The sequence below is a fragment of the Shinella sp. HY16 genome (assembly GCF_028534175.1).
GTDB lineage: Bacteria > Pseudomonadota > Alphaproteobacteria > Rhizobiales > Rhizobiaceae > Shinella.
Window position 1 is genome coordinate 2,209,095 of the sequence record NZ_JAHYXL010000001.1, and the last position, 23,527, is coordinate 2,232,621.

Annotated in this window: 21 protein-coding genes and 1 other RNA gene; 9 read left to right on the forward strand and 13 right to left on the reverse strand. The window is 64.2% G+C overall.

Going from position 1 to position 23,527, the window contains the following annotated elements:
* Window positions 1-24 precede the first annotated feature (24 nt).
* The gene (locus tag K0P03_RS11140) at window positions 25-618 is read right to left on the reverse strand and encodes a LysE family translocator (protein ID WP_272789607.1); all 594 of its coding nucleotides are present in this window, start codon (window positions 616-618) and stop codon (window positions 25-27) included.
* A 126-nt stretch (window positions 619-744) separates the two neighbouring features.
* Between K0P03_RS11140 and K0P03_RS11145 the strand changes: the two genes are divergently transcribed.
* The gene (locus K0P03_RS11145) at window positions 745-1,590 is read left to right on the forward strand and encodes an aldo/keto reductase (protein WP_050744587.1); all 846 of its coding nucleotides are present in this window, start codon (window positions 745-747) and stop codon (window positions 1,588-1,590) included.
* A 90-nt stretch (window positions 1,591-1,680) separates the two neighbouring features.
* Here the strand turns inward: K0P03_RS11145 and ilvN are convergent, their stop codons facing one another.
* Both ilvN and K0P03_RS11155 read right to left on the reverse strand, forming a co-directional pair.
* Window positions 1,681-2,253, reverse strand: coding sequence for an acetolactate synthase small subunit (gene ilvN, locus K0P03_RS11150; protein WP_023515971.1), 573 nt, complete (start codon window positions 2,251-2,253; stop codon window positions 1,681-1,683).
* Window positions 2,254-2,272: 19 nt separating this feature from the next.
* A complete protein-coding gene (locus K0P03_RS11155) occupies window positions 2,273-4,051 on the reverse strand; it encodes an acetolactate synthase 3 large subunit (protein WP_050744586.1) in 1,779 nt (592 codons plus the stop codon).
* A gap of 345 nt (window positions 4,052-4,396) precedes the next feature.
* On the opposite strand from K0P03_RS11155, the gene K0P03_RS11160 reads away from it, so the two are divergent.
* Window positions 4,397-6,445, forward strand: coding sequence for an ATP-binding protein (locus K0P03_RS11160; protein WP_272789608.1), 2,049 nt, complete (start codon window positions 4,397-4,399; stop codon window positions 6,443-6,445).
* Window positions 6,446-6,509: 64 nt separating this feature from the next.
* Here K0P03_RS11160 and miaA read toward each other — a convergent pair whose 3' ends face one another.
* A complete protein-coding gene (miaA, locus tag K0P03_RS11165) occupies window positions 6,510-7,439 on the reverse strand; it encodes a tRNA (adenosine(37)-N6)-dimethylallyltransferase MiaA (protein ID WP_272789609.1) in 930 nt (309 codons plus the stop codon).
* Here miaA and serB point away from each other — a divergent pair.
* Window positions 7,438-8,328 carry a phosphoserine phosphatase SerB gene (gene serB, locus K0P03_RS11170; RefSeq protein ID WP_272789610.1) on the forward strand — a complete coding sequence of 297 codons (891 nt, stop codon included), beginning with the start codon at window positions 7,438-7,440 and terminating at the stop codon, window positions 8,326-8,328. The two genes, miaA and serB, sit on opposite strands and share 2 nt — an antisense overlap.
* A complete protein-coding gene (locus K0P03_RS11175) occupies window positions 8,328-8,882 on the forward strand; it encodes a GNAT family N-acetyltransferase (RefSeq protein ID WP_272789611.1) in 555 nt (184 codons plus the stop codon). The genes serB and K0P03_RS11175 overlap by 1 nt, the downstream gene beginning before the upstream one ends.
* Window positions 8,883-8,973: 91 nt before the next feature.
* Here K0P03_RS11175 and K0P03_RS11180 read toward each other — a convergent pair whose 3' ends face one another.
* The 7 genes from K0P03_RS11180 to K0P03_RS11210 form a co-directional block, all read right to left on the reverse strand.
* Window positions 8,974-10,506 carry a DegQ family serine endoprotease gene (locus tag K0P03_RS11180; RefSeq protein ID WP_443020543.1) on the reverse strand — a complete coding sequence of 511 codons (1,533 nt, stop codon included), beginning with the start codon at window positions 10,504-10,506 and terminating at the stop codon, window positions 8,974-8,976.
* Window positions 10,507-10,623: 117 nt separating this feature from the next.
* Window positions 10,624-10,812: a DUF2065 domain-containing protein gene (locus K0P03_RS11185; RefSeq protein ID WP_272789613.1), complete on the reverse strand. Its 189-nt coding sequence runs from the start codon at window positions 10,810-10,812 to the stop codon at window positions 10,624-10,626.
* Window positions 10,813-10,819: 7 nt separating this feature from the next.
* Window positions 10,820-11,746 carry a protease modulator HflC gene (hflC, locus tag K0P03_RS11190; RefSeq protein ID WP_024270541.1) on the reverse strand — a complete coding sequence of 309 codons (927 nt, stop codon included), beginning with the start codon at window positions 11,744-11,746 and terminating at the stop codon, window positions 10,820-10,822.
* Window positions 11,746-12,873 (reverse strand): FtsH protease activity modulator HflK, encoded by a 1,128-nt coding sequence (gene hflK, locus K0P03_RS11195; protein ID WP_023516053.1) that lies wholly within the window; start codon window positions 12,871-12,873, stop codon window positions 11,746-11,748. Before hflK ends, hflC begins: the two co-directional genes overlap by 1 nt.
* A gap of 154 nt (window positions 12,874-13,027) precedes the next feature.
* On the reverse strand, window positions 13,028-13,549 hold the full coding sequence (locus K0P03_RS11200; protein ID WP_023516052.1) for a dihydrofolate reductase: 522 nt from the start codon (window positions 13,547-13,549) through the stop codon (window positions 13,028-13,030).
* A gap of 15 nt (window positions 13,550-13,564) precedes the next feature.
* On the reverse strand, window positions 13,565-14,359 hold the full coding sequence (locus tag K0P03_RS11205) for a thymidylate synthase (protein ID WP_023516051.1): 795 nt from the start codon (window positions 14,357-14,359) through the stop codon (window positions 13,565-13,567).
* 87 nt (window positions 14,360-14,446) lie between these two features.
* The gene (locus tag K0P03_RS11210) at window positions 14,447-14,758 is read right to left on the reverse strand and encodes a DUF2853 family protein (RefSeq protein ID WP_023516050.1); all 312 of its coding nucleotides are present in this window, start codon (window positions 14,756-14,758) and stop codon (window positions 14,447-14,449) included.
* A gap of 238 nt (window positions 14,759-14,996) precedes the next feature.
* On the opposite strand from K0P03_RS11210, the gene K0P03_RS11215 reads away from it, so the two are divergent.
* The 5 genes from K0P03_RS11215 to K0P03_RS11235 all read left to right on the forward strand — a co-directional run bounded on the left by K0P03_RS11215 (window position 14,997) and on the right by K0P03_RS11235 (window position 18,028).
* Window positions 14,997-16,328 carry a putative bifunctional diguanylate cyclase/phosphodiesterase gene (locus tag K0P03_RS11215; protein WP_272789614.1) on the forward strand — a complete coding sequence of 444 codons (1,332 nt, stop codon included), beginning with the start codon at window positions 14,997-14,999 and terminating at the stop codon, window positions 16,326-16,328.
* A 32-nt stretch (window positions 16,329-16,360) separates the two neighbouring features.
* Window positions 16,361-16,721, forward strand: a transfer-messenger RNA (tmRNA) gene (gene ssrA / locus K0P03_RS11220).
* Window positions 16,722-16,927: 206 nt separating this feature from the next.
* Complete coding sequence (locus K0P03_RS11225) at window positions 16,928-17,449, forward strand: SspB family protein (protein ID WP_024270540.1); 522 nt, start codon at window positions 16,928-16,930, stop codon at window positions 17,447-17,449.
* A 9-nt stretch (window positions 17,450-17,458) separates the two neighbouring features.
* Window positions 17,459-17,668 carry a DUF4169 family protein gene (locus K0P03_RS11230; protein ID WP_023514230.1) on the forward strand — a complete coding sequence of 70 codons (210 nt, stop codon included), beginning with the start codon at window positions 17,459-17,461 and terminating at the stop codon, window positions 17,666-17,668.
* Window positions 17,669-17,803: 135 nt separating this feature from the next.
* A complete protein-coding gene (locus K0P03_RS11235) occupies window positions 17,804-18,028 on the forward strand; it encodes a ribbon-helix-helix domain-containing protein (protein ID WP_050744579.1) in 225 nt (74 codons plus the stop codon).
* Window positions 18,029-18,144: 116 nt separating this feature from the next.
* Here the strand turns inward: K0P03_RS11235 and K0P03_RS11240 are convergent, their stop codons facing one another.
* On the reverse strand, window positions 18,145-21,927 hold the full coding sequence (locus K0P03_RS11240) for an AsmA family protein (protein WP_443020577.1): 3,783 nt from the start codon (window positions 21,925-21,927) through the stop codon (window positions 18,145-18,147).
* A 57-nt stretch (window positions 21,928-21,984) separates the two neighbouring features.
* Entirely contained in the window at window positions 21,985-23,406 is a 1,422-nt protein-coding gene (locus K0P03_RS11245; RefSeq protein WP_050744577.1) for an FAD-binding oxidoreductase, read from the reverse strand.
* Window positions 23,407-23,527 lie beyond the last annotated feature (121 nt).

Consider the following 23,527-nt stretch of genomic DNA (forward strand, 5'->3'; position numbering starts at 1 on the left):
CCGTCCGGCTTCCGTTGTACGCCGCTAGCGCAGCATCGGCCAGAGGCTTGCGACAAGCAGCAGCGCCATCGATATGTTGAACCACTTCAATCGTACCGGGTCTGACAGCCATTGGCGCAGCGCCGAGCCGAAGCCCGCCCATGTGGAGACGCTGGGGAAATTGACGATGGCGAAGGCGACGCCCACGATCAGCACGCTCATCGTGTAGTTGGCCGAATTCGTGTAGGTCGCCATGGCGGAAACGGCCATGACCCAGGCCTTCGGGTTGACCCACTGAAACACCGCGGCTTCGAGGAAGCTCATCGGCCGCGCGCCCGTCTTGCCCTCGCCCAGCGAGCGCGACGTGCCGATCTTCCAGGCGATCCAGATGAGATAGGCGCCGCCGGCGACTTTCAGCACCGTGTAGACCATCGGCACCGCCTCCAGGAGCGCGCCGAGCCCGAAGCCGACGGCGAGCAGCAGCACGAGGAAACCGACGCCGATGCCGCACATATGCGGGACCGTGCGCACGAAGCCGAAATTCACGCCCGAGGCAAACAGCATCATGTTGTTCGGGCCGGGGGTGATGGAGGTGGTAAAGGCAAAGACCAGAAGCGCCAGAAAAATCTCGATCTGCATGGGAGGTCCTGAATATCCCGGTTGTTTTTTCCGATTGATAGTCCATCTCCTTGCAACGACCAGCCAATTCTTGTCATGCATGCAATTTGAATGGCTGATGCATGGCCCTTGCAAGCGGAGCGCAACATGAAAGCGGAACTACCGGCAGTCACTTTCCCTGGCGGTCGGCAGGTGCCGGCCCTCGGGCTCGGAACCTGGCACATGGGCGAAGGCGATGCCTCGATGGCCGAAGAGGCGAACAGTCTGCGCACCGGCATCGATCTCGGCATGACGCTCATCGATACGGCGGAAATGTATGCCGATGGCGGTGCCGAAACCGTGGTCGGCGAGGCGATCAGAGGACAGCGCGACGCGGTGTACCTCGTCAGCAAGGTGCTGCCCTACAACGCGAGCCGCAGCGGCACGATCGCCGCCTGCGAAGCGAGCCTGAAGCGCCTCGGCACCGATCATATAGACCTCTACCTCCTGCACTGGCGCGGCAGCCATCCGCTCGCCGAGACGGTCGATGCCTTCGAGACACTGAAGGCGCAAGGCAAGATCGGCGCCTGGGGCGTCTCCAACTTCGACCAGGACGACATGGTCGAACTGCTCGACGTGGCGGAGCCGGCGCGCCCGCTGGCCAATCAGGTGCTCTACAACCTCGCCCGCCGCGGCATCGAATATGATCTGTTACGCTGGAGCCAGGTGCAAGGCGTGCCGATCATGGCCTATTCGCCGCTCGACGAGGGCCGCCTCGTCGGCCACCCGGTGCTGAACGAGATCGGCCGCATCCACAAGGCGAGCTCCGCGCAGATCGCCCTTGCTTTCCTTTTGACCCGCCCCGGCGTCATCGCCATCCCGAAATCCGGTTCGCCGGACCGGGTGCGTGAAAACGTCCGCGCCGCCGAAATCCGCCTGACCTCGGAGGATCTGCGCCTCCTTGACGAAGCCTTCCCGCCGCCCACACGCAAGCGGCCACTGGAGATGATCTAGGAACGAAAAAGGGGGCTTCGCACTGTGGCGGAAGGCCCCTGTGATGTTTTTTCCCGCCTCCAAAGCGAACGCGGGCAGCCCGTTATCGGCTCACATGCCCTGCGGGCCGCGGTTCATCGCGGCAATGCCCGTGCGACACACTTCACTGAGGCCGAGCGGCTTCATGACGGCCACAAACTGGTCGACCTTGGACGACTTGCCCGTGATCTCGAAGATGAAGTGGTCGGTGGTGGCGTCGACGACCTTGGCATGGAAAGCATCGGCAAGGCGCAGGGTTTCCGCGCGCATTTCGCCGGACCCCGTGACCTTGACCAGCGCGACCTCGCGCTCGATCGGCCGCTCCTGGCCCATCACCTTGGCACGAACGGTGAGATCGACAACCCGGTGCACCGGCACGATGCGCTCGAGCTGCGACTTGATCTGTTCGAGAACACCGGGCGTGCCACGCGTCACGATGGTAATGCGCGACAGATGCGCCTCGTGTTCGGTCTCCGAGACGGTGAGGCTCTCGATATTGTAGCCGCGGCCGGAGAACAGGCCGATGACGCGGGCAAGAACGCCCGGCTCGTTGTCGACGAGCACGGAGAGCGTGTGGCTCTCGGCGACCTGCGTTTCCTTGGCGATGAAATAGGCAGAGCCGGTGGGCTGAAGGTGTGCGTTCATAATTGTCTCTACCTCTACATCAAACGAGCTGGCGACCCTTGGCGTCGATCGCATTGGCGACCGCTTCGTCCGTGGCCTCGTCCGGCAGCAGCATTTCGTTGTGCGCCTTGCCCGACGGGATCATCGGGAAGCAGTTGGCAAGGTTCGCCACGCGGCAGTCGAAGATGACCGGACGCTTGACGTCGATCATTTCCTGGATCGCGCCGTCGAGATCGCCGGGCTTGTCGCAGGCGATGCCGACGCCGCCATAGGCTTCCGCGAGCTTGACGAAATCAGGCATCGCCTCCGTGTAAGAGTTCGACAGGCGGTTGCCGTGCAGGAGCTGCTGCCACTGGCGGACCATGCCCATATACTGGTTGTTCAGGATGAAGATCTTGACCGGCAGGTTATACTGGACCGCGCAGCTCATTTCCTGGATGCACATCTGGATCGAGGCGTCGCCCGCGATGTCGATGACCAGGCTGTCGCGATGCGCGACCTGCACGCCGATCGCCGCCGGGAAGCCGTAGCCCATCGTGCCGAGGCCGCCCGAAGTCATCCAGCGGTTCGGATGCTCGAAGCCATAGAACTGCGCCGCCCACATCTGGTGCTGGCCGACTTCCGTCGTGATGTAGGTGTCGCGGTCCTTGGTCAGCTCGTAGAGACGCTGGATGGCATATTGCGGCATGATCACGTCGTCGCTTGCCTTGTAGGCGAACGAGTTGCGCGCCCGCCACTTGGCGATCGACGTCCACCAGTCGTTCTGGACCGTCTTGTCGTAGTCCTTGGCGGCAGCACGCCACTGGCGGACCATGTCCTCCAGGATAGCACCTACATCGCCGAGGATCGGAACATCGGCGCGGACGTTCTTGTTGATCGAGGACGGATCGATGTCGATGTGGATCTTCTTCGAATTCGGCGAGAAAGCATTCAGGCGGCCGGTGATGCGGTCGTCGAAGCGCGCGCCGATGCAGACCATGACGTCGCAATCATGCATCGCCATGTTCGCCTCATAGGAACCGTGCATGCCGAGCATGCCCAGCCAGTTCTTGCCGGAAGCGGGATAGGCGCCGAGGCCCATCAGCGTGGAGGTGATCGGGAAGCCGGTGATCTCGACCAGTTCGCGCAGGAGGCGCGAGGCTTCCGGCCCCGAATTCACGACGCCGCCGCCGGAATAGATGACCGGCCGGCGGGCCGAGCGCATCAGGCTGACGGCGGCCGCGATCTGGTTCGCATCACCCTGCAGCTTCGGCTGGTAGCTCTTCTGGATCGGCGCGGCGGACGGCGGCGTATAGGTGCCGGTCGCGAACTGGACGTCCTTCGGGATGTCGACGACGACGGGACCCGGGCGGCCGGACTGCGCGATGCGGAAGGCCTCGTGGATGACGCCGGCGAGCTCGTTGACGTCCTTGACCAGCCAGTTGTGCTTGGTGCAGGGGCGCGTGATGCCGACCGTGTCGCATTCCTGGAAGGCGTCCGACCCGATGAGCGTGGTCGGAACCTGACCGGTGAGGCAGACGAGCGGGATGGAATCCATCAGAGCGTCCTGCAGCGGCGTGACCGCATTGGTCGCGCCCGGCCCCGAGGTGACGAGCATGACGCCGACCTTGCCGGTGGAGCGGGCATAGCCTTCGGCCATATGGCCTGCGCCCTGTTCGTGGCGCACGAGGATATGCTCGATGTCCTCCTGCTGGAAGATCTCGTCATAGATCGGCAGGACGGCACCGCCCGGATAGCCGAAGATATGTTCTACGCCGTTGTCCTTCAGGGCCTGCAAGACAATTTCGGCGCCCGTCATCTGATTTTCTGTTCCGCTCATCGGATTTCCGTCCGTCTCTTTGGTATTTCAGGTGTGAATATCGAACTTCTGGGCATAAAAAAAGGCCCCTTGGAGGAGCCTGCTTACCGCGCATGGGTGCTTTCGCCGGGTGGTTACACCACCCTGCCCATGCGCCTTCCCACCACAAGAATGATAGCCGTCAGTTTTTTCATGGGCCGAAGTGTTAACGGCAAAGGCCGCGCGCGTCAACGCCTTTCCGCCTGTTTCGAAACGGCACGAATTGCGCCCCCTTTGGGAAAAGGCCCGCCGAGGACGCCCCGGGACGAAACGTCTTATTAAGCGGCAGGCGCTAGACTTCTCCATTGATGGCAAGGAGTGCCGTGATTGCTGAACAATGATTTCCAAAGCTCCATCGTGGCTGGAGAGCAGGATCGCCGGGATGGCGTATCGACGGGCAACCGCCTGCTGGGCCGCGTCGTCGCCTGCAACGGATCGCACGCCACCATCAGCGCCGTTGCGGAAAGTGGAGAGACAGCGCTCACGGAACTGTGGGCGGTCGGCCGCCTCATTTCCATTTCCGTTGGCCGCAACCGCGTCGTCGCCCTCGTCTATTCCATGTCCACCGACCAGAAGAGCTGGGTGGAGAATCACGACACCGTCTTCCGCATCGAGGTGGAACTGCTGGGCGAGGTCCATGTCGGAGCCGACGGCCGCGAAGCGTTTTCCGCCGGCATCACCGACTACCCGCATCTCGGCGCCGTCGCTCACCGCATCCGCGCCTCGGATCTCGCCAAGGTCTACGATACCGGCAAGAACAATGTCTGCGCCATCGGGAAGCTGACGCAGGACGAGACGCTCGACGCAACGATCCACGTACCCTCCATGCTGGAAAAGCACTTTGCCGTCGTCGGCACGACGGGCGTCGGCAAATCCACCGCGGTCACATTGCTGCTGCATAAGGCGATCCAGGCCGACCCGCGCCTGCGCGTGCTTATCCTCGACCCGCACAACGAGTTCGCCTCGGCCTTCGGCGACCTCGCCGTCGTCATCGACACCGAAACGCTGGACCTGCCGTTCTGGCTGTTCAAGCTCGAGGAATTCGCCGAAGTGGTCTTCCGCGGCCGCCCGCCGGTGCACGAGGAGATGGATATCCTGCGCGACCTGATCCCGGAGGCCAAGCGCGCCTTCCGCGGAACAAGCGACAACGGCCTGATGCGCCGTACCAGCGAAAAGAGTTCGGTGACCTCGGATACGCCGGTGCCCTTCCGCATAGCCGATCTGCTGGCGCTCATCGACGAACGCATCGGACGCCTCGAAGGCCGGGCGGAAAAGCCGCATCTGCGCTCGCTCAAGGTCAAGATCATGTCGGCGATCAATGACCCGCGCTACCATTTTATGTTCTCCTCGAACACGATCACCGACACGATCCTCGACACGATCGCCCGCATTTTCCGCATTCCCGGCGACGGTAAGCCGGTCACCACCTTCCAGCTTGCCGGAATCCCCTCGGAGGTCGTCAATTCGGTCGCGTCCGTGCTTTGCCGCATGGCCTTCGAAATCGGCCTGTGGAGCAATGGCGGCGTACACATGCTCGTGGTCTGCGAAGAGGCACACCGCTACGTGCCGGCCGACATGAAGCTCGGCTTCATGCCGACGCGCCAGGCCATCGCCCGCATCGCCAAGGAGGGTCGCAAATACGGCGTCTCGCTCGGCATCATCACCCAGCGCCCCGGCGAGCTCGACCCGACGATCCTCTCGCAGTGCTCGACGATCTTTGCCATGCGCCTTGCCAACGAGCACGACCAGGAGATCATCCGCTCGGCGATCCCCAACTCCTCGTCCTCGACGACCAGCTTCATCTCCTCGATCGGCAATGGCGAAGCGATCGCCTTCGGCGAGGCCGTGGCCGTGCCGATGCGCATGCGCTTCTCGCGTGTCGAAACCAGCCGTCTGCCAAAGGCGAACGGCACCGGCGTCAAAATCAACGAGGAGACGCCGCAAAGTGTGGACCTGCGCTCCATCGTCGCCCGCATGCGCGCCATCACCGGACCTGATATTTCCGGCTTCCAGAATTCTTACCTTGCCGCCCAGGGCCAGACCATGCCACTCCCGACCGGCTACGAGGATGCACCCTACGAGGACGAGGAAGGCTACGTCGAGACGCTACAAGCAGCCGCCGCGACCCAACCAGAGCCGTACCGACCCGATATGCTGCCGGGCGCCCAGAGTGTCTACGACCCATCGCCCCAGGAACGTTTCGAGGCGATCCGCCGGGAGCTGACCTCCGAACCGCAGCGCGCCGCTGCCGATCCCTACCGCCAGCCGGTAACGCGTCCTGCACCGGCTTTCGGCGAGCAGCAGGAGCCGCGGCGAGAGGGTTCCATTCGCGAACAGCTTCTCAAGAAGCCGTTGAGCAGCCTGATCCGGCGTTAAGCACGACGGCCCCTCCCAATGTCCTGCGCGTCAGGACATTGGGAGGGGCCGATCGCAAAAACCTCTAAAAAGGCTCGCCGGGCGTGCCCGTAGGGGCCAGCGGATCGATGCGCTGCCAGCTCTCGTCGAGCTGGTTGCGGAACCAGGTCATCTGGCGCTTGGCATATTGCCGCGTCGCCGCCGCCCCGCGCTCGGCGACCTCAGCCGCGCTCATCTCGTCGGCCAGCATCGCCGCGATCTGTGGTACGCCGATCGCCTTCATGACGGGCATGGCTGGAGAAAGATCGAGCGCCAGCAGCGCCTGCACCTCCGCCACGGCGCCGGAGGCAAGCATCGCGCCGAAGCGCCGGTCGATACGGGCAGCGAGCACCGCACGGTCCGGCAGGACGACGATCTTCTGTGCCCTGTCCGCATCGATGACGGCCGGTCCCCTCGCTGCCTGGAAGGCCGAGATCGACTGCCCCGTCGCCTCCAGCACCTCCAGCGCCCGCACGATGCGCTGGCCGTCGGCCGGCTTCAGCCGCGCCGCCGTTTGCGGATCGCCAATCTCGAGCGCGTGGTGAAGGGCTTCGGCCCCCTCTTGCACAAGCCGGGCACGCAGGCGCGTGCGGACGGCCTCGGGGATCGCCGGCATGTCGGAGAGCCCGCCCATCAGCGCGCGAAAATAAAGTCCCGTTCCGCCGACGAAGACCGGCAGCTTTTCCCGCTGCCGCAACTCCGTGACGACCGACGTCGCCTCACGCAGCCAGTCGCCGGTCGAATAGGTCGCGCCGGCCGGCACATGGCCGTAGAGCCGGTGCTCGATGCCCCCCATGTCGTCCGGCTGCGGTCGGGCGGTGAGGATATCGAGCGTGTCATAGACCTGCATGCTGTCGGCGTTTACCACCACGCCGCCGTGCTCGGCCGCCAGCCGCACGGCGAGCGCGGACTTGCCGCTGGCCGTCGGGCCCGTTATCAGGATCGCGTCCCGCTTTCGATCAAGGTTTCTCATCATGGCTTTCGTTGCCACGCTTGTCGCCAATCCGTCAAATCCTGTCCTGACGCCCGCCCTCGCCGAAAAGGCTGCCGATGCGGTCAAGGCGTCCGGCCTCTACTGGCTTGCCGACGGCATTGCCTGCGACATCGCGCTGCGCGACGGCAGCGATCTCGAGGCATCCGAGGCGGCCATCCGCGCTGTCATCGGCAGCGAACCGGTCGACCTTGCCATCCAGGAAGCGGAAACGCGGCGCAAGAAGCTGCTGATCGCCGACATGGATTCGACGATGATCGGCCAGGAATGCATCGACGAGCTCGCCGCCGAAGTCGGCCTCAAGGACAAGGTCGCGACCATCACGGCCCGCGCCATGAACGGCGAGATCGCCTTCGAACCTGCGCTTCGCGAGCGTGTCGCCCTGCTCAAGGGGCTGCCGGTCTCCGTTGTCGACGAGGTCATCGAAAAGCGCATCACGCTGACGCCGGGCGGGCGCGAACTGATCGCGACCATGAAGGCGAAGGGCTATTACACGGCGCTCGTCTCCGGCGGCTTCACCGTCTTCACGAGCCGCATCGCCGCGACACTCGGCTTCGACGAGAACCGCGCCAACCTGCTCATCGACGCCGACGGCAAGCTGACCGGCGAAGTGGCCGAGCCGATCCTCGGCAAGCAGGCCAAGGTGGACGCCTTGATCGAGATTTCCGAACGGCTCGGCATTTCGCCTGACGACGCCATGGCCGTCGGCGACGGCGCCAATGATCTCGGCATGCTGCATCTGTCGGGCGCCGGGGTCGCACTGCACGCCAAGCCGGCCGTCGCGGCAGAGGCGAAGATCCGCATCGACCACGGCGACCTCACTGCGCTGCTCTACCTGCAGGGCTACCGCAAATCCGATTTCGTTGCCGGCTGATGCCTATCTCCACGACCAGCCGCCTCACGCTCCGGAACTGGGAGGAGAAGGACCGGGACCTCTTCCACGAGATCAATTCCGATCCCGTGGTGATGGAGTTCTTCCCGTTCCTGCGCACCCGCGCCCAGTCCGACGAACTCTTCGAGCGCATCCGCGACACCATCGCCGAGACCGGCCTCGGCTTCTACGCGCTCGCCGAGCGGGAAAGCGACGCGGCGCTCGGCTTCTGCGGTCTCGCGCGCACGACGGAACGGCTTGAACCGCACCTGCCGGCCGGCACGGTGGAAATCGGCTGGCGGCTGGCCCGGCGTCACTGGGGCAAGGGCTACATCACCGAGGCCGCCGAACGGCTGCTCGCCTTCGGCTTCACAGAAAAGAACCTCGGCGAGATCGTCTCCTTCGCAGTCGCCGGAAACACGCGCTCGATCGCCGTCATGCAGCGCATCGGCATGCGCGCGGCTCCCGAGCGGAATTTCGACATGCCAGGCCTCGACGATGCGCTGCGCCCGCACGTGCTCTACACGCTGGATCGTGCAACCTGGTACAACCGCTAGCCACGGCCATGAAAACGGCCGTTGAAGCAATGCTCCAACGGCCTGAATCCGTTTTTCGGCTTTCGCCTGCAAACCCTTGGCGGGACTCGCCTTAATCGATGCGCACGGTGATGTAGCGCAGCGCTCCGGTGCGGTTGGCGATCATCATCAGCGCGTTGCGGCGGTCTTCGGACTTCAGCTTGGCGATTCGGGCCTTGACCTCTTCCGCCGTCGCTACCGCCTCCTGGCCGATCTCGACGATGACGTCGCCGGGCACGATGCCGCGTTCGGCGGCAGCCGAATCGGGCGCCACCTCGGTGATCACGACGCCCTTGACGCTTTCGACGATCTCGAAGGTCTTGCGCGCCTCCTCGCCGAGGTCGCTGATGCCCATGCCAAGCACCATGTCGGCCTTGCTGGGCTGGGCTTCGCCGGTCTCGGGCGTCGTGCCTTCCTCCGTCGTGCCCTCGTCCTGGGTCACCTCGTCACCCTCGGCCTGCTTCTCGCCGTCCTCGAGGCGGCCGAGCGTGACCTTGACGGTCATCTCCTTGCCGTCGCGCAGCAACACGACGTCGACCGCCTTGCCGACCGGGCTTTCGGCAACGACGCGCGGCAGGTCGCGCATCTCGTCGACATCCTTGCCGTCGAAGCGGGTGATGACATCGCCGGTCATGATCGAGCCGTTGTCGACCGGCCCGCCCTTGATGATGCCAGCAACGAGCGCGCCCTTGGCCTCGCTCATGCCGATGCTTTCGGCAATGTCGTCGGTGACCGGCTGGATGCGTACGCCGAGCCAGCCGCGCCGCGTCTCGCCGAAATCGCGCAGCTGCATGAAGATGTTCTGCGCAAGCTCCGTCGGCACGGAGAAACCGATGCCAATCGACCCCCCGGAAGGCGAGATGATCGCCGTGTTGATGCCGATGACCTCGCCCTTCATGTTGAACAGCGGACCGCCGGAATTGCCGCGGTTGATGGCGGCGTCCGTCTGGATGAAATTGTCGTAGGGGCCAGCATTGATGTTGCGCCCCCGCGCGGAAATGATGCCAACGGTCACCGAGCCGCCAAGGCCGAACGGGTTGCCGATCGCCATCACCCAGTCACCGATGCGCATGGTGCGGGAATCGCCGAACGGCACCGCCTTCAGCGGCGATTTCGGCTCGACCTTCAAGAGCGCCAGATCGGTCTTCGGGTCGGTGCCGACGAGTTTTGCCTTCAGCTTGGAACCGTTGGCGAAATTCACCTCGATGTCGTCAGCGCCCTCGATGACATGGTTGTTCGTGGCGATGAAGCCCGAAGGGTCGATGACGAAGCCGGAACCGAGCGAGTTGACGGTCTGGCCCTGGTTGGAGCCCTCGCCCCCCTCACCCTTGAAGAATTCGTCGAAGAAATCCTGGAAGGGCGAACCTTCCGGCACCTGCGGGATGGGCGCCTTGTCGTCGCTCTTGACGTTCTGCGAGGTGGAGATGTTCACCACGGCGTCGAGCAGGTTTTCGGCAAGATCGGCGACCGATTCCGGGCCGTTCGGCTTGACCTGCGCAGCTGCCGGCACGGCAAACGGTCCCCCCGCGACCAGCGAAAAACTCACCGCGAGTGCGAGTGCCGCATGGGCAACGCTGGACCTCATCTTCAAAGCCATGGTCGGCATCCTCTTTCGTCTGATTGTCGCGGCGAGTGTTTGCCCCGGATACGGCAAAAATCAGTCCGCCGCGCTGAATTCATGTGAAGTCTTGCCCGTCTTCGCAGGCAGCCGCAAGGGCCGCGTTCACGCGCCGCGGATGAACCACACCATGGCGACGCCGAGCGCCACGGCGACGAGCCCGGAGGCACGCAGCTGGCTTTCCGGAATCTGCGGCAGCATTTCCGCGATGCGCTTCAAAATCGAAGGGGCCAGTGCGTACACCAGCCCCTCGATGATCAGGAAGAACGCGATCCCCGTCAGGAAATCGGTCATGCCGTTCTCAGTTTGCGGTCGACGGCGTCGTCGCCGTGCCCGAGGTCACCGGCTTCGCACCGGCGGCATCCTCGAAGTAGCGGAAGAACTCCGACTGCGGCGACAGCACAAGCGTGGTGTCGGAGGTGCTCATCGCATCGCGATAGGCGATCATGGACCGGTAGAAGTCGTAGAAAGCCGCATCCTGGGAGAAGGCTTCGCCGTAGACACGGCTGCGTTCGCCGTCGCCCTCGCCTCGCAGGATTTCCGAATCGCGCTGCGCGGCGGCGACGAACTCGACGACCTGACGGTCGGCGATGGCGCGGCGGCGCTGGCCTTCTTCGTTACCACGGGCACGGATGAGTTCGGCTTCCGCCAGACGCTCGGCCTTCATACGGTCATAGGTCTGCTGCGAGACTTCCTGCGTCAGGTCCGTACGACGGATACGAACGTCGGAGATCGTGAGGCCGAGGCTCGATGCATCGTTCGTCAGTTCGCCGCGCACTTCACGCATCATCGAGGCGCGCTCTTCGGAGAGAGCGGACTCGAAGCCGCGCAGACCGTAGACCCGGCGCAGGGCCGCGTCGAGACGGGTACGCAGGCGCGCTTCAGCCGATTCCCGATCGCCCGAAACCGTTTCGCGGAAGCGGCGGGCATCGGTGATCTTGTAGACCACGAAGGCATCGACCTCGTAGAACTTGCCGCCCGAGACCTGGACGCGGATGTTGTCGAGATCAAAGCGCAGCGCCTGATCCTGGATGTACTGCACGCTGTCGGCATCCATGAAGCCGAAGGGCAGCTTGAAGTAGAGGCCGGGTTCGGACTTGACGTCCTGGATCTGGCCGAAGCGGATGACGATCGCCTGCTGGCGTTCGTTGACGACGAACACCGAGGAATAGACGATGAAGAGGAGAACGCCGACGGCGATCAGGATTGCCGGTATACGGTTGCCCATTACTGCGTGCCTCCCGCCTGCTGGCCGGTGGTGCGGCCGAGTTCATTGAGGGGAAGGAAGGGAACCACACCCTGGCCGCCCTGCTTCTCGTCGATGATGACCTTCTTGGAGTTCTTCATCACGTCTTCCATGGTTTCAAGGAAAAGACGCTTGCGGGTGACATCGGGCGCTACCTTGTACTGTTCGTAGATGGAGAGGAAGCGCGCCGCCTCGCCTTCCGCTTCCTTGACGACACGGTCCTTGTAGGCGGCCGCCTCTTCACGGATCTGCGCCGACTGACCGCGGGCAAGACCCAGCTTCTGGTTGGCGTACTGGTTGGCTTCCTCGACGAAGCGGTCTTCGTCCTGCTCGGCGCGCTGCACTTCGTCGAAGGCGTCGGCGACCTCGCGCGGTGGGGCCGCGTCCTCGATGGCGACGGTGTTGATCGAGATGCCAGCGCCGTAAGCGTCCATGGTCGCCTGGATCGTCGTCTTCACGCCCTCCGCGATGGCCTGACGGTTGTCGCGGAAAATGTCCTGGGCGGGGCGGCGGCCGACGACTTCGCGCATGGCGCTTTCGGAAACCTGCTGCAGCGTCTCCGCCGGGTATTCGAGATTGAAGAGGTAGGACTGCGGATCCGTGACCGAATAGAGCACCGAGAACTGCACGTTGACGATGTTCTGATCACCCGTGAGCATCAGGCCGGAATTTTCGGCATTCGACGAGGCCGAGCGGCGGCCGATATTCTGTTGCTGCTCGGTGATCTTGACGAGTTCGACGGTTTCGAGCGGCCAGAGGTGGAAATGCAGGCCGGGCATGGCGACTTCCTGCTTCGGCTTGCCGAAGCGCAGCTCGACGCCGCGTTCGTCCGGCTGAACGGTGTAGATGGCGTTCATCAGCCAGAAGACGCCGACAAGAAGCAGCGCGATGACCACGACGCCGCCATTGATGCCACCAGGCATGACGTTCTTCAGCTGATCCTGGCCGCGCCGGATGATATCCTCGAGGTCGGGCGGGCCGCCATTGCCGCTTCCGCCGCCGCCGCGGGGCCGGTTCGGACCCTGCCCCCATGGCCCCTGATTGTTTCCACCACCGCCGCTGCCGCCGCCCCAAGGGCCGCCGCCGCCGTTCTGATTGCTCCAGGGCATCAATACCTCTTTCTTTATATCCCTACGTGCCGCGCTTCGCGGAATGTTTCACCGCGCTACGCGAGGTGAACCCGTTATAGGTATCACTCCGGCACCTTTCAACAAATCCGCGTGAGCTTGCCGGCTTGTGCGGCAAAATAGTTCGTGATCGGGGCTACAGGACCGCTTTTCGACGCCAGGTGACGAAGCGCATGGCGTGGCTGTCCTTCTCTCCCTGCGGAATCGGCTCGTCCACCACTTTTTCGAAGACTGCCGGATCGATATCGGGAAAGCGCGCATCGCCCTCCACATCCGCCTGGACATGGGTGACGTGCAGGATGTCCGCCCGGTCGAAGGCCTGCGCATAGATCTGCCCGCCGCCGATGACGCAGATCTCGTCCACGCCAAGTCCTTCCGCCTCACGGCGGGCAGCGGAAAGCCCGGCGTCGAGCGAGGAAACGACCGCAGCGCCGGGTGCGGAAAACGACACATCACGGGTAATGACGATGTTCGGTCTGCCCGGCAGCGGCTTGCCGATCGATTCCCAAGTCTTCCGCCCCATCACCACCGGCTTGCCCAGCGTCAACTGCTTGAAGCGCTTGAGATCCGACGGCAGGCGCCACGGCAGGTCGCCGTCGCGGCCGATGACGCCGTTCCTGGCGGCAGCCACGACGAGGACGATCTTGGCTTCAGTCATGCGAGTACCCGAAAATCAGACGGCGATGGGCGCCTTGATGGTTGAATCGGCTTCATAGCCAATCAGGGTGAAGTCCTCGAATTTGAAGGAGAAAAGGTCCTTCACATCGGGATTGAGCTTCATGAAGGGCAAGGGCTTCGGGCGGCGGGCCATCTGGGTGCGCACCTGCTCGAAATGGTTGGAGTAGATATGCGCGTCACCCAGCGTATGCACGAAATCACCCGGCTGCAGGCCGGTCGCCTGCGCCACCATCATGGTCAGCAGCGCATAGGAGGCGATGTTGAAGGGCACGCCGAGGAAGATGTCGGCGGAACGCTGGTAGAGCTGGCAGGAGAGCTTTCCATCCGCCACGTAGAACTGGAACAGGCAATGGCAGGGCGGCAGCGCCATCTCGTCGACCAGCGCCGGGTTCCAGGCCGAGACGATATGACGGCGGGAATTCGGATTGCGCCGGATACTGTCGACGACGGCGACGATCTGGTCGAGATGGCGGCCGTCATGGGTCGGCCAGGAGCGCCACTGGTAGCCGTAGACCGGGCCGAGTTCACCCTCGGCATCCGCCCATTCGTCCCAGATGGTGACACCGTTCTCATGGAGATAGCCGATGTTGGTGTCACCCTTCAGGAACCACAGGAGCTCATGGATGATCGAGCGCAGATGCAGCTTCTTGGTGGTCAGAACCGGAAAACCTTCCGAGAGATCGAAGCGCATCTGGTAGCCGAAGACGCCACGCGTGCCCGTGCCGGTCCGGTCGCCGCGGTCGGTACCGTTTTCCATCACATGGGCGAGAAGGTCGAGATATTGCTGCATGGTCGCCGCCGATTCGTTGTCCAGCGTGAGATACTAGAGCGGGAACGGCGGCGGCCAAAGCGTGAAATCGGGTTGTCCCGGATTTCCTCAGGCGAGCGCGCCGAGCGTGCCGAGTTCCTTTGCGGTGAGATAATAGAAGGTGACGCGCGATTTCGTGCGGTCGTCGGCCATCGCCTTGCAGACGGCCTCCACCGCCTTGTCGGCAGCCTCGCCCGTGATGCCGAACTTCTTGGCGCACCACTTTTCCTTGACGCGGTTCAGCTCTTCCGGGTCGGAGCAGGAGACGAGCGAGGAGTCCCGGTTGCGCAGCGCGATGCCGAGATGGCTCACGATCTTCTTGACGATGGCCTCATCCGCACCACTGTCATACTTGCGGACGTCTGCGAGATAATCGGTCATGGCATCTCCTCTCCGATTGCGCGGCGGCCGCCGCCATGGCGCACCGGCCGGCGGCCATGTTTTTCAAGCCGCTCCGGCAAGTCAAGCGCTAATAAAGCGCCAGCGAAAGCCTCCACATGGCGCAGGCCCCGCTCGCCTGGGTTTTACCGCGCGATATTTTTGCACTTTCTGAAGGAATTTCCGCTACAGCTATCTGCACAAGACCTGATGGACCACCCCACCGCGAGTACCCCCGCATGTGAGACAGACTGACGACTATTCCGATCGTTTCCGGCTCGTCTATGCCACGGCCTCCCTCGCCGCAGGCGTGTTGACGGCCGGCTGGGGCTTCGTCTTCGCGGCGATGCAGGAATGGTCGATGGTCGCCATGGACGTGGCGCTGGTCACCGTCGCGATCGCCAGCTTCGTGCTCGCCCGGCGCCGCCAGCTGACCGCTGCCATCTTCCTTTCCCAGGTCGCCTTCCTCGTCATCATCGCCGCCTTCTGCCTGCTGTTCGACGTGCCGAACGACATCGCCCCGCGGGTCTCGCATCTCTTCCTGCTCGTGCTGGCGATGATCGGCTATATCAATTACCAGCAACGCCCGTCGCGCCGGCAGCTCGCCATCATCGCGCTCTCGCTTGCGACCTTTGTCGTCTTCGCCAGCACGCAGGTCGCCCTGCCCTTCGCCCGGCCGATTTCCAACGATTTCCGCTTCGTCGGATCGTGGGTCAACGTGACGATCGCCGTCACCATGCTGTGTGGCTGCCTCTATATGATGCGGCAGGAATTCGCCCGCAATCTCGGACGGGAGCGCGACATCACCGCCGCGCTGAAGAACCGGGAATTCGAGCTGTTCTACCAGCCGCAGGTGGACCAGACGGGCACGGTCACCGGCGCGGAGGCGCTGTTGCGCTGGCGGCGACCGGACGGCAGCTTCGTGTCGCCTGCCGAATTCATCCCCATCGCCGAGCAGGCAGGCCTGATGCCCGCCATCGGCGACTGGGTGCTGAACGAGGCTCTCAAGACGCTTTCCTTCTGGCAACAGGACGAAGCAACCCGCCACCTGAGGCTCGCGGTCAATGTCAGCGCCGACCAGTTCATGAAGGCCGACTTCGCCGACACGGTGCTCGCCCGGATCCGCGCGCAGGACATCGACCCGGCACGCCTCAAGCTGGAACTGACCGAAAGCATGATGGCGAACGACGTCGATGCCATCGCGGAGAAGATGGGCGTGCTGCGCGCCGCCGGCCTCACCCTCTCGCTCGACGATTTCGGCACCGGCTATTCCTCGCTCAGCCATCTGCGCCGCCTGCCGATCCAGGAGATCAAGATCGACCGCTCCTTCGTCAAGGACGCCCCGGAGAGCAAACGCAACCGCCTGCTGCTCAAGAGCATCTTCGACATCGCCCGCACGCTGGACCTGTCCGTCGTCGCCGAAGGCATCGAGACGAAGGAACAGTTCCTGCTCCTGCAATCCTTCGGCGGCATGGCCTTCCAGGGCTTCTATTTCGGCCGCCCGGTCCCGCTTGCCGACTTCCAGAAGCAATGGACGGCGGAAACCCCGCCCCCGCTCGCCGAAACCGCCTGAACCGAAAAACTTTGCCAAATCCCTGTCACAAAGCCCTTTTCTTGAAGGCCGAGAGCGCCTATATGAGGGGTGCTGCCTCGGCAGCTATGGCAATAAACGGGCGGTGTAATAAACCCATTGGACCCGGGGGCGGTACCCGGCGCCTCCACCAAAAACCGGTCTTTCCAAGCAGACCGGCTTTTGATGGGGGCGAAATAGGATCGACAAGGGCGTAAAGATCGACTTTTTGCTCGGCATTGTACCACCGTTATCGGGCTAAACTTGTAGTTGCAAACGACAACTATGCGGAAGCTCGTCTCGCTGCCTAATGGCGGTGTGACACTTCACTCAAAGTCCTGACGGGTCGCACCGGCAGGCGGGGTCCGAAGGCACCTGGCAACAGAAGCCTTCACCTTCTCCAATCCCTTGAAATGGTCTATAGCTGTGCCAGATGACTCGTGCCCTAGGGTATGAGGCCAACGCAATTCCAGCAAAAGCGTGAAGCGGTTTTGCTGGAATTGCGTTGAAACAAGAGACGGAGCCTTTCTGCAATTCGACGAAAAGCGGAAGTGCTCTCATGCAATGCCTGAACACAAAGGCTGGAAGAAAGACAGGAACGGATGGCGCAAGACCACATTCGCTATGACATTCTCGCCCAGGACGCGCTGCGCAGCGTCATCCGCAAGGTTTTGTCCGAAATTGCGGTCACCGGCCATCTGCCGGGCGAGCACCACTTCTTCATCACGTTCCTGACCAACGCCCCCGGCGTGCGCATCTCGCAGCACCTGAAGGCAAAATATGCCGAGCAGATGACCATCGTCATCCAGCATCAGTTCTGGGACCTCAAAGTCACGGAAAGCCTGTTCGAGATCGGCCTCTCCTTCTCCGACACGCCGGAAAAGCTCGTCATCCCGTTCAACGCCATCCGCGGCTTCTATGACCCGTCGGTAAGCTTCGAACTGGAATTCGACGTACCGGCCGTCGAGGAAGAGGAAGAACACTCCGCCGAGATCACCGCCTACCCCGTCGCTGCGGAAAAAACCGAAGAAACCACCGAGGACCCGACGCCGCCGACCGGTGGCGACGACAACAACAAGGGTGGTTCCGTCGTTTCGCTCGATTCCTTCCGCAAGAAGAACTGAGGCCGCGCGATGAGCGGCGACGTCGTCAATCTCCGCCAGGTTCGCAAGCAGAAGGCCCGCTCCGAAAAAGAGAAGCAGGCCGAGCAGAACCGCATCAGCTTTGGCCGCACCAAGGCGGAGAAGACACTGACGCGCACGCTGAACGACAAGGCGCAGAAGGCGTTCGAACAGGGCCAGCTGGAACGGCCGGAAGACGATCCCAAGAACGGCAAAGGCTGATCTTTCAAGCCCTTGCCGAAAGAAGCGGAATCGATCCGTCAGAAGGCTGCGGCATTTGTCGAAGCAGCAGGGCGCGCCGTTGGCTCTCGCACATGGAGCGGCTCCAGACGGACGGCACCTTTGTGGGGGACGGGCATGATCCGCAAATACTCGACCACCCTGCACGGCCACCGTACGAGCTTCTCGCTCGAGCCCGCCTTTCACGACGAGCTGAAGGCCATCGCCGTCGAGCGCGATCTACCGCTCGCCGCCCTCATCCGCGACATCGACGACGAAAGGGGCATCGAGGGCAACCTGTCCTCGGCCCTGCGCCTTCATGTGCTGGGCTGGCTGAAACGCAAGGCGAACGGCGCGGCGTAAAGCAAGCCCCCCGCAAAACGCTGCGGCGCTCCGGACGCGCACCTTCCGCGGCCGCAAATCCCGTTTCCGGATCGCGCGGTGCGCCGGCATCCGGCCCTTGCCCTTCCCGGAACGGCTCAGTTTACACCGGGCAGCCCATCGAAATTCAGGTTCTGTCCACTGTCGAGCGGCGGCAGTTCGCCGCCACGCTCCACGCCTTCGCCCGGCAGGACGGGCAGGCGGCGGCGCTCCGCCTCGTCCTCGGCCCGGCTGGCCTCCGCCGCCGCGCGCTGTTCGGCAAGACGGCGGGCCTGCTCCTCGGCCTCCCGCAGGCGGCGTTCGTCGTCCGCAGCCTTGCGGCGGGCACGCTCGGCGGCTTCGGCGGCCTCCCGCGCGCTCCGTTCCCGCTCGACGCGCTCGCGTGCCTCGGTGCGGCGGCGCTGCTCCTCCTCCATCTGCAGGCGCATCGCTTCGGCAAGTGCGGCGCGCGCTTCCGCACGCGAGCGATAGAGCGCGGCCTCACGCCGAAGGCGCTGCTTTTCCAACACGTTTGCCTGCAAGGTTTCCACCCGGCGCCGCTCCGTCTCGAAGCGCCGCAGCGAGAGGAAGTTGGCAAGCGGCTGCACGTCGAGTGCCACGCCTGGCGCCTCCACGAGGCCGCGATAGTCGAGTGCCACCTCGGGTTCCGCTCCCGCCAGCGCGTCCTCGCCAGCCGCATAGGTGACGGACAGCCGACCCGCCAACATATCGCCGGCAAGATCGATATCCGCATCGCCGGAGAAGGCCGCCTTGCCGTCGCCTGCGGCCACGCTCTGGACGCGCAGTTTGCCACCGGCAAGCGCAAAGGGCAGGCGCACGGTGCCCAGCACCGCTTCGCCCGCGAGAATCGCATCCGCCGCAAACCCGGCGACGCGCTCGGGCGTGATATCGCCCTCGATGCCATCGGCCGCCTTCAGCAGCGCCGGCAACGCGCCGGTATCGATCCCACGCAGGGTGAGATCGGAGATTTGTGCCTCGCCCGAACCGCTGGCGCCCTCGACCATGGCACGCACGCTTTTGCCCGAGGCATCGACAGCCAGCGTCACATCCGCCTTGCCCGTCGCGACGGCCCCCAGCGGGCCCGCCCAGACGATCTTCGCCAGATCCACACCCGACAGGTCCACCCGCGCCTCGAACAGGCCATTCTCGTCCGCATTGGCGACCTTGAGGCGCCCGGCCACCCGGCCACCCAGCCAGTCGCCCGCCATATCGGTCAGCGTCAACTCGCCACCCTTCCAGACGAGATTGCCCGAAAAGCCCTCCACGGCCCCATAGAGGCCCGGCCAGAAGGCCCCCGCCTCCAGCGCGACGGAGAGATCGGCGGCATCCTGAAGCGGCTGCACGAGCGGCGCCGCGTTCAGCCCGCCGTCGAGCACATCCGTCACCGGCCCGGCGACGGCTTCGGCGAGGAAGGCGAAATCCACCGTATCAAAGCGCAGCGCACCCGTGCCCTTGAGCACCGGCGCCGTGCGATCGAGCGTGAGGCGGCCGGAAAAGGCGTTGCGGTCGGCCTCCCCGGCGATATCGGTGATCGTGATCGCCGCAGCGCTCGTCGCCACCGATGCCTGCAACGCGAGCGGAAGGCCTGCGCCGGCCTGCGGCACGGCGATACCGTTCATCATCAGATAAGGCTCGATGTCATCGCTCTTCGCCGAAAGGGCGAGCATACCGGCCGGGAAATCGGCCGCGGAGAGCGCAGCCGTGCCCTTGGCCGAGATCGTCGTACTGCCGGCGCTGAAGGCGACAGAGACATCGGCCGGTCCCTCTTCCGGCTGCTTGACGCGAAAGGTGACGCTGCCATCCGGATCCGCATCGAAGGGCAACGGATCGAGCCCGATCTGCCCGGCCAGCACCACCGACTGCGGATTGAAGATGCTGCCCTCAAGCTCGAAATTGCGCCCCGCCAGAAGGTCCGCGGGCATCGCGGTGGAAAGCTTCATTTCGACCCGTCCGTCATTGACGGGGCCGCTGATCGTCACGGTCGCCGGATCCCCCGCCTCGCCGGAAACGGCCAGCCGAACGGCAAGGTCCGCATTGTCGTAATAGCCGGCATTGGCGAGGAAACGGGCTAGCACCGGATGCTGGGGCAGATGCCGCGCCAGAAGCTCGGCCACCGGACGCATCGCAGCCGCCTTCACCGTCATGTCGAGCCCGGCGCTCGGCGCAAAGAGCGAACCGCCCAGCGTGCCGCTGGCCGAAAGGGTAACACCATCCAGCGCGGCGATGTTCAGGCGGCTCAAGGTCAGAAGGCCGTCCTTGATGGACAGCGCCGCGCTGACGCCGGAGGCGCTTTCACCGAAGGCGAGGAAACGGTCAGCCTTGATATCGAGCGCGATCGAATGGTCCAGCACGGCGGAAAGCGAGGTATCTCCCGCCACCAGGCCGACAAGCGCCTGCAGCGATTCCAGCGCAACCTCGTTGCCGCGCAACTGCAGCGACAGCGTGGGAACATCCGCACGTGACTCGCGCTCCATACGGCCGAGCAGCGAGGCGCCACCGATGGCGATCTCGAGATTTTCGAAGCGCTGCAACTCGTCGGTCAGGTTGACCTCGGCGGAAAAACCGGCGGTCTTGAGCTTGCGGATTTCCGGATCCACGGATCCGGCAAGCCAAGTCGCCAGCCCCGAGGGCTGGTTCGAGGCGACCAGCAGATCGCCGACAAAGCCGCGGTTGGCCTTGAGCGTCAGCCGGCCCTTGGCCTCGAGCGTCGTGCGGCCGGGCAGGAGCGCATCCGCCCGGTCGATCTGCCAGCCTTCCCCATCGGGCTTCACATCGAGACGCACCTCGCGCACGGTCGTGTCACCGACCACCACGGCGGGGAGGAACAGGCTGGCGCGGCCGGGCACCTGCGGGATCGGGATATCGGCAGCGATGGCGAGCAGCGCCTGTAGCCGCTGGCGAGCGGAGACCTGCGGGTTGCGGCCCGTCTTGCCGCCCTCCCCGCTGTTGCCGATGCGTGAGACGTCGATCTGCTGGCCATCGGCGATCAACAGGAATTCCGGCGCACGGCCGGTATCGAGCGTCGCCTCGCCGGTCACCACATAGGGATCCTCACGCGGGCCGGCTTCAAGGCGGTATTCCGGCACGCGGATGCGCTCGTTGGAAAGTTCGAATTTTCCCGCGACACGGATCGGGTCGGCCGGCCCCTCACCCTTCGATCGCGGCTTTTCCGAGATGGTGAAGTCGCCGCCATATTGCGGACGGAAATCGACGACCTTCAGCGCACCGTCCAGATCGGCAGTGAAGGCAAGCCGGTCGGGCACGATGCGGGCGCGCAGGGAGAGCGCACCATTCTCCACCTGTCCGCTCGAAAGCTGGAACGCCCCGCTCTCGCCATCAAGCGACGCGCGCCCGTCGATGCGCCAGGGGCCGCCGAGCGATTTCGCCGAAACCTGTGCATCGAGGCCGGTGACACGGCGGGTGCGGCCAGTCTGGGCATCGACGAATTCGATCTCGCCGCCGGATATCGCGACGCTTTCCAGGATGACGGTGCGGGCGGGAATATCGGACTTGCGGCCGCGCGCCCAATCCAGCGTGCCGTCCTCGAAAAGCTTGATGCGCGCCTTCGGCTCCTCGATGCGCATATCGAAGATCAGCGCCTCGCCGGAGAGGAACGGGGCCAGTTCCGCATCCATGGAGAAACGCGCAATCTCGACCAGCGGCTGGCCATCCTCCGGCGCGCCGACGCGCACGTCGTTGAGCGTCACGGAGGGGAACGGGATCAGGCGTGCGTCGACGCTACCATGCACCACGACGGTGCGGCCCATGATGCGGCTCGCCTCGCGTTCAAAATCCTGGCGGAAGCTGGTCCAGTCGACGAAAAGCGGAGCAAGCAGCGCCGCAAAGAGCGCCACGACCACCAAGCCGCCAACGAAGAGCATGATTCTGGAAAGCACGCCGCCTGCCTTGAATTTCGTTTCACCGCCTCAGGATAACGACTAATTGCCTGAGAGGGTCGAAAAAATCTTGCCGGGATTCAGAATGTTGTCCGGGTCGAGCGCCTGCTTGATCTGCCGCATCAGCTGGACCGTGCCACCGAGCTCACCCGGCAGAAAGGCCTGTTTGCCCTGGCCTATACCGTGTTCGCCGGTGCAGGTGCCGTCCATGGCAAGCGCCCGGGCGTTGAGCCGGCCGACGAAAGCCTCGACCTTGGCAACATGCGCCGGATCCTTGTCGTCGAAGACGAGGCTGACATGGAAATTTCCGTCGCCCGCATGGCCGACGATCGGCGCTAGAAGCCCGTGTTCCTCGATGTCGCGCTCGGTTTCCGCCACGCAATCGGCAAGGCGCGAGATCGGTACGCAGACATCGGTGGCGATCGCCTCCCAACCGGGTCGCAGCGCCTTGGCCGACCAGTAGACATTGTGCCGCGCCTTCCAGAGTTTCGCGCGCTCCTCCGCATCCGCGCTCCACTGGAAGGTCCCACCGCCGCATTCGGCGGCGATCGCACCGAACTCCTCCGATTGCAGGCGAACGCTGTCCTCATTGCCGTGAAACTCGACGAAGAGCGTCGGCTGCTCGGGCAGCGTCAGGCCCGAATAGGCGTTGCAAGCCTTGATCTGCAGCGTGTTGACAAGCTCGATGCGGGCGACGGGAATGCCGAGCTGGATGGTCATGATGACGGCATCACAGGCATCCTTCAGCGTCGGGAAGCCGCAGATGCCGCCGGCGATGACCGACGGGATGCCCTGCAGGCGCAGCGTCACCGAGGTCAGCACGCCGAGTGTGCCCTCCGCCCCGACGAAGAGCCGCGTCAGGTCGTATCCGGCGGAGGATTTTCGCGCCCGGCGGGCGGTGCGGATTTCCTCGCCGGTGGCTGTCACGGCGGTGACGGCGAGCACATTGTCCTTCATCGTGCCGTAGCGCACGGCATTGGTGCCGGAGGCGCGTGTCGAGGTCATGCCGCCGATCGACGCATTCGCGCCGGGGTCGATCGGGAAGAACAGGCCGGTATCGCGCAGATAGACGTTCAGCTCCTCGCGCGTGATGCCGGGCTCGACCGTGCAGTCGAGGTCCTCGGCATTGACTTCCAGGACTCGCTTCATGTTGCTGAAATCGATGGAAATGCCACCATTCGGCGCATTCACCTGCCCCTCCAGCGAAGAGCCCGTGCCGAAGGGGATGACGGGAACCTTCAGCTCCGCGCAAAGCGAGACCACAGCCTTCACTTCTTCGGCACTCTCGACGAAGACGACACCGTCAGGCAGCTGGGCGGGAATATAGGTCGTCGTGTGTGCATGCTGGGCGCGGATCGCCTCACCCGTCTGGAATCGCGTGCCGAAACGCTCCGCCAGGCGCGGCAGTGCCGCTGCGATGCCCTCGTGGTTGCGTGCGCCGCCCCTGATATCCGCCAAAGCCATCGTAAAATCCTCAACTCCGTGGGGATTTACTCAGCAAATTGAGGAGCGGCTGTCCAGCCGCAATTGCGCAAAGGATAAAAGTCGTGGCCGCCCTCATCCCGGCCTGTCGGCCACCGTCTCC